General features: G+C 35.6%; 5 protein-coding genes. 4 read left to right on the top strand and 1 reads right to left on the bottom strand.

From position 1 onward, the window contains the following. Positions 1 to 185: 185 nt before the first annotated feature. Positions 186 to 1,505: an IS4 family transposase gene (locus BLP87_RS15630; RefSeq protein WP_026655762.1), complete on the top strand. Its 1,320-nt coding sequence runs from the start codon at positions 186 to 188 to the stop codon at positions 1,503 to 1,505. A 193-nt stretch (positions 1,506 to 1,698) separates the two neighbouring features. On the opposite strand, the gene BLP87_RS15625 is transcribed toward BLP87_RS15630, so the two are convergent. Further along, entirely contained in the window at positions 1,699 to 2,790 is a 1,092-nt protein-coding gene (locus tag BLP87_RS15625) for an HD-GYP domain-containing protein (protein WP_074463491.1), read from the bottom strand. Between the two features lie 188 nt (positions 2,791 to 2,978). On the opposite strand from BLP87_RS15625, the gene BLP87_RS15620 reads away from it, so the two are divergent. The 3 genes from BLP87_RS15620 to BLP87_RS15610 all read left to right on the top strand — a co-directional run bounded on the left by BLP87_RS15620 (position 2,979) and on the right by BLP87_RS15610 (position 5,910). Further along, positions 2,979 to 3,728, top strand: a complete 750-nt coding sequence (locus tag BLP87_RS15620; protein ID WP_083334656.1) for an ECF transporter S component — start codon at positions 2,979 to 2,981, stop codon at positions 3,726 to 3,728. 135 nt (positions 3,729 to 3,863) lie between these two features. Next, the gene (locus BLP87_RS15615) at positions 3,864 to 4,580 is read left to right on the top strand and encodes a LytR/AlgR family response regulator transcription factor (protein ID WP_074463490.1); all 717 of its coding nucleotides are present in this window, start codon (positions 3,864 to 3,866) and stop codon (positions 4,578 to 4,580) included. 13 nt (positions 4,581 to 4,593) lie between these two features. Continuing rightward, positions 4,594 to 5,910, top strand: a complete 1,317-nt coding sequence (locus tag BLP87_RS15610; RefSeq protein WP_074463489.1) for a sensor histidine kinase — start codon at positions 4,594 to 4,596, stop codon at positions 5,908 to 5,910. Positions 5,911 to 6,585: the final 675 nt, after the last annotated feature.

Genomic DNA, 6,585 nt, shown 5'->3' with positions numbered 1-6,585 from the left:
CAATGTCATTAAGTTAAGATGACAGCCCAAAAGATCTCTATGTCAGAAATGACATAGGGGTCTTTTTTTCTTAAAAGGTATTGACAGATTATCGTAAATGTGTGGCCGCTTTCGCTACTGATGTTTTAAAGGTAGCGAAAGCGGCCCTTGTAATTAAGGAAAACTTGATTGCAAGGAGGTCACATATGAAACCAAAACATATTAAAAAGCTTTTATTATCTGAAATCACTACCACTACTCAAAACATGTTGGATTATGTTGTTAATCCCAAAGTAGATTTCACTAGGAATCGTAAGCTTCCATTCGAAAAAATAGTCAGAGCTATCATCGAGATGGAAAGCAAGAGTATAACCAATGAGATGATTGATATCTTCCATGATGTCAGTTCATTGCCATCTGCCTCGGCTTTTGTTCAGCAAAGACAAAAGATTAAGCCCGAATTTTTTAGAGACATCTTTAAAGGGTTTACAAATAAACTACAAAATCATTCGCATTCTGATTTAACTATTCTTGCAGTTGATGGTTCTGATATTCAAATTCCAACTAATTCTGAAGATAAAAAATCTTATTATCCCAGTGTTAATGGACAAAAGCCCTACAATTTGTTGCATTTAAATGCACTCTATAATCTAGAAAATCATTTATATACTGATGTAGTACTTCAAGGAAAGCATGATGCAAATGAGCACTCTGCATTGCAAGAGATGGTAGATAGATCGCCTATTCCCAAAGCATTAGTAATTGCTGATAGAGGATACGAATCTTATCACAGTATGGCACATATCCAAGAAAAAGGTTGGTATTATCTCATAAGGATTAAGGATGGTACACGAGGAATTAAGAATGGATTAGACCTACCTGATGAAGAAGAATTTGATGTAAATATTGATTTAAAACTTACGCGTAAACAAACAAAGGAAATGAAGGAATTATTTTTGAAGGACAAGAATCACTACAAATTGATTGCACATTCACATCCGTTTGATTATCTCCCAACAAAGCTAAGGAAAAAGGATTCAGTAGCCTTTTATGAGCTTAAATTTAGAATCGTACGATTCAAGATTACTGAAGACACATATGAAACCGTAATTACTAACTTGGACGCTAAGGAATATACGCCAACAAATTTAAAAAAGTTATATGCAGCCAGATGGGGGATAGAAACTTCATTTAGAGATTTAAAATATACTATTGGAATGCTAGATTTTCATTCAAAAAAGGTGATGTGTATTCAGCAAGAAATATACGCACATCTGATAATGTATAACTTTGCGGAAATGATTACCTCGCACGTAGTCATTGAAAAAAAGCAAAGAAAATATACATACAAAGCGAACTTTACCGTTGCTGCTCATGTCTGCAGACTATTCTTGCGTGAAAAAACGACATCACCTAATTTAGAAACTATAATAGCTAGAAATATAATTCCAGTTAGACCTAATAGGCATCGTAAACGAATACTGACAGGAAAAGTATTTCATAGTTTCTTATATAGAGTAGCATAAATAATCAAAATAAAACATGATTAGTAGGTGGATTTTAGATCCGCCTGTTTGTTATGCCTAAAAAGGAAGAAACGGGAATGAAGGTTATCATCTTCATTCCCGTTTCTCTCATCCAAAGCATTATCCCAATGTTAACTTAATGACATTGATCGTGTGATTGACCGTCTTTTTAAACATATCGGATTAAACGTTGTCAGATGATTTCCTTGATATAAACGTCCGGACATTTCGTAAGGTCGATATAGTCATTACCGACTTTAACAGTGGGGCGGGAGAGGTGCATCTTGTTGATGAAGATTATCTCGCCGACTTCACCTGTACTGAGGCGGACAGTGTTAAGAAGGTAGGTGTTAACTATGTTTTGCAAGAATGCGATTATCATTTCGGGATCGTACTTCTGGTAACCTTCCTCTTCGAACATTGATATAGCAATGAAAGGACAAAGAGGACCGCGGTAATAGCGGGCACTTGTCATTGCATCATATACGTCCGCAATGGCGACAAGCTTACCGAATTTATCAATCTGAGGTCCGCGGATCTTAAGCGGATATCCCGATCCGTCGCATCTCTCGTGATGCATAAGGGTCGCATTCTTAATATGCTGACTGATGTTAAGATTCTTTATTATCTCATATCCGCGCTGCGGATGAGTCTGCATAAGCGTATATTCGTCTTCTGTGAGCTTATCGGGCTTTCTGATTATTTCATCCGGAATAAGGAGCTTGCCGATGTCATGGAAAAGACCTGACTGAGTAGCAATCTCAACTTCCGATTCATCCCATTTAAGCCACTGGGCAAGGATGTTTGAAATCAGAGCAACGTTGATGCTGTGTGTAAATGTTGCATCATCATATGATCTTAGATTGTGAAGCATATCAAAGATATTGGCTGACGATCTTCCTTTTTCAAGAAGGCCATAGATGGGAGCCATCATATCATCAAAAACAAGATCTCTGTTATTCTCGATAATATCCTTTATAGTGTGCTCAAATTTCTCAGCACATTCCTCAAAGCTGTGTTTAAATTCTTTAAACTCAGGTGATTGTTTGATACGCTCAGAATAAGTGAGTCCTTCATCGTTGGTTATGTCGACAAACTCATTTTCGAGTTCGACGAGCTCATCTTCGATAAGAACATCGATGATTGAATAGAAAGCCAACCTGGCAATGTCTTTGTCCTCAAGGACAGTACCTTTGTCAAGAAGCTTCAAACTTGAATTATAAGTGTGTACATCATTTGCAAGCACCATACCGGGTACGAGCTTGCGTGTAAGAATTCTTTTCATTATCCCCTCATTAAAAACAAAAATACATCAAAATAATGATAATTTATTATAGTTACGCAACTGTTTTTTTGTCAAACATTCTTGACAAGAAAGAACATTGAGAATAACATAATTTTGAATTTTTTACAATTTTTTTATACAAAATACGTTTTTTCAAGAAGCGGATAAGGTAGGAAGGATCGGAACTAATGAACGAGAAACAGAGCATTTTAGATACTATTGCACAGAGCTGGCAGTATTTTGCTGCGCTTATAATATTGGTTGCTTTTGCGTTTGTTATTACACTTGCGGTTGAAAAGGCTGCGGCAAGAAAAGAAGGAAAGATGGATCAAAAACTTTTGAGTGTCCGAAAGATGGCTATTATCGGAGTTTTTTCCGCGGTATCTTTTGTTCTTATGCTTCTGGAGTTCCCGCTTCCGTTTGCGCCTTCTTTTTATAAATTTGACTTTAGTGACATGCCGGCACTTGTCGGAGGTTTCGCAGCAGGACCTTTTGCGGGCGTAATGGTTGAGTTTATCAAAATATTGTTAAAGCTGGTCATTAAGGGAACAAGCTCGGGATTCGTAGGTGAGATAGCAAACTTCGTTGTCGGTACTTCTTTTGTACTTCCCGCAACGATTATCTACAGACTTCATAAGTCAAGAAAGGTTGCGCTTATAAGCTGCATCGTCGGAACGGCCTTCATTACACTGGTAGGTTCACTTCTTAACGCATTTTTCCTTCTCCCTGCATATGCAGTTATCTACGGCTGCGATATAAGTTCATTCGTGGAGATGGGAGCCGCGATAAATCCTGCGATAAGCAATGTTACGACATTTTGCTTGCTTGCGGTCGCACCGTTCAACCTCGTAAAGGGCATTGTGGACAGCGTGATAACGTTTGCGCTATATAAGCACATAAGCCCGATACTTAAGGGAAACAGCAACAGAACAAAATAAAACATCAGATTTTAAGGAGCATTCTTAAATGGGATGCTCTTTTAATTTGTTTGATAGTAAAGGGGTTTTTTGGCATAATAGAATATGGCTGTTGGGTATGGGTGATTTACAAACTAAGAGGCGAGGAGATTAGGCATGGTTAGGATAGCAGTTTGTGATGATTCAGGGTTTATGCGAAGTGAAATCAAGAAAAGGATTTTGGAGTATTCTGTAAAAAAAGATCTTGATTACTCATTAGATGAGTATGAGGTAGGGGAGCGGCTTGTTTGCTCGAGAGAAAAGTACGATTTGATCTTTATGGATTACGAATTTGAAAATAAAGGGACAAACGGACTTAATATTGCAAAAAAAATCCGTGAATATGATAAGAATTCGACCATTGTATTTGCGAGCAGTTACCCGTCTATCGTGTTTGACACTTTTGAAGTGGGCACATTCAGATTTTTAATAAAACCAATTGATAATGAGAAATTTAATGAAGTTATGGATGCTTTCATGAAGACATTGGAAGAGGATAGTGTTCTTAAGATCCGTATGGATGGAGAAAACTATTTTTTCAAGGAAAGCATAATCTCATATGTTGAAGGTATGGGAAAAAACTGTATTTTACATTTTTGTGACGGCCGAGAAGATATGGAGTGTCATATGACTCTTGGCGCCATCGAGGGACGTCTTTCACCGGAAAAGTTCTACAGATGTTATAAATCATTTCTTATAAATCTTGCTCAGGTTGATTCCTATAGTCACGATGAAGTTACCATGAGTACAGGAGATAAGTTGCTTATCAGCAGGCTTAAGTATAAGGAGTTCAACAATATCTATACAGATTATCTTGTGAAAGCGGGAGTATGAGGGGACAGATGGCATGATGCATAGTTTTATGGTAATGATGGCGATATATACTGTGCGAGGAGTGATTGGGCTTGCAAATTATTACATGGCCTTTGAATATTTTTTTGTTTTTCCGAGTTCAAGATGGAAGAAAGCTAAAGGAATCTGTGTAGGTATTTATTTTTTAATCAATTATTTATACAGACCTATGATAAATTATGGACCACGAGTATTCCATTATGTTATTTGGATGTTGTACCTTGTGCGTATTGTGCCATTTTTGTGGGCAAAATATGGATACAAAAAGACATATTTGGCAATTGTATTATTTTATGGAAATATTATAGATTGTATTGCTCAAAATATTCATGTTTTGTTTACCGGGAATATTTTTGATGAAACATATAAGGCTATGAATGTGGATTTTTCTGTAATGATAACTGAAGTGCTGGTTTTTTGCATACTTTTTGTTTTAATTATTTTAAAACGAGTGAATTTTATAAAAGTATATTTTACCAAGCTCACTATAATAGAGTATATGCTTCTTTTCGGGTTAGATATGTCTTTTGCAATACTTGAAGCAAGTATATTTAAATCGAGTTTAGCAACTAGTTATATAAAAAAAGTTTGTATTGTTACATATATTTTTCTCATGGCACTTATTATTCATGCAATAATGGTTCGTAATCAGAACACATCTATGAATGCTATGATAGGTAATTTAAAAGAACCTATGAAACAGATTAAAGATTCATATATTGAGATGAATGAGAAGAATACAGAGCTTAGAAGATTTAGGCATGATGTTAAGAATCTTCTCATTACGTTACGTTCTCTAGTATCGGAAGGGAAAAATACACAGGCGGTTGAGTATATTGATAAGATGCAGGGTGCTGTAGAAAAAAGCAATGTAAAATTATTTGACACAGGAAATTTTATTGCAGATGCATTGCTTGAGTCTAAATTCAAAGTGGCAGTCCAGAACAATATTTCTATGACAGTGACAGGAAATATTCCTGCAAATAGGATTGAAGACGTGAGTTTGGTAATACTAATTTCTAATTTACTTGATAATGCTATAGAAGCGGCAAAGTTGGTTGATGGAGAAAGGAAAATTGATATTCAGTCAATACTTAAGAAGAGTGTATGGATTTTATCAGTAAAAAATTCTTGTGTGCAGGATGTTGTGATTCGTGAAAATCGAATAGATACAACCAAAGATAATAAGGAAGTACATGGATTTGGACTTTCAAATATCGAACGAGTAACAAAGGATTATTCCGGTAAATTACAGCTTAGTTGCAAAGATAAAGTGTTTACGGCTAGAACAACGATAATGTTGACTGCGTAAGAATGCAGTTCGCTCCTAAAATAATACCGTTTATTCCGATAAGCGATATTATGAATTATTTTTTGTAATATATAGTTATCAGTTGAATGAAGTACGGGTTATATATTATAAAATATGGAGGAGCAGAGTTATGCCTTGGGATTTTGGTTATTAAAAGAACAGTTATTGTTATATTTGAAAGAGAGCAGTTTTTGGGATGACAACTATGAGTTGCATTCTGAAGAACTGCTCTCTTTTTTGTTTAAAGGGATGCGATCGATGCGCAAATAGGTGCAACGAACCATTGGTCTAAAGACGTGGAGATTAGACTATATGGAATGCGGAAAGCGGGAGTGAACTGCATTATATTCGTAACAAACTGAATAATATAAGAGAATTAAAACAGGGAATTCCTTTTTGAAATCAAGTTGTTTGAAAGTCATTTTTTATATAAAACAGAAACTAAAATAGTAAATGTAAACGATGTAATACATCAGCAAATAAATAAGCGCTTAATAAAAAAACAGAAGGGAGAAAAGCAACTATGTTAAAGCAGGTAAATACTTTTTCAAATGTAGAATGCAACTGGCCGTGTATACTTTGCGATGATTGGTCACATGATTTTGTTCACTAAAAAAGAATAAGGAGGAAAGCAATTATGTTGAAGCAGGTTAATGCTTTTTCAAATGTAGAATG

Origin of the sequence: Butyrivibrio hungatei (assembly GCF_900101605.1) — a bacterium.
Taxonomy (GTDB): domain Bacteria; phylum Bacillota; class Clostridia; order Lachnospirales; family Lachnospiraceae; genus Butyrivibrio; species Butyrivibrio hungatei_B.
The sequence above is the reverse complement of the archived record's forward strand: the minus strand, read 5'-3'. Positions and strand labels throughout refer to the sequence as shown.

Coding starts and splice junctions, on each gene's coding strand:
- BLP87_RS15625 (WP_074463491.1), bottom strand. CDS start 2,790: ATGAAAAGAATTCTTACACGCAAGCTCGTACCCGGTATGGTGCTTGCA.
- BLP87_RS15620 (WP_083334656.1), top strand. CDS start 2,979: ATGAACGAGAAACAGAGCATTTTAGATACTATTGCACAGAGCTGGCAG.
- BLP87_RS15615 (WP_074463490.1), top strand. CDS start 3,864: ATGGTTAGGATAGCAGTTTGTGATGATTCAGGGTTTATGCGAAGTGAA.
- BLP87_RS15610 (WP_074463489.1), top strand. CDS start 4,594: ATGATGCATAGTTTTATGGTAATGATGGCGATATATACTGTGCGAGGA.
- BLP87_RS15630 (WP_026655762.1), top strand. CDS start 186: ATGAAACCAAAACATATTAAAAAGCTTTTATTATCTGAAATCACTACC.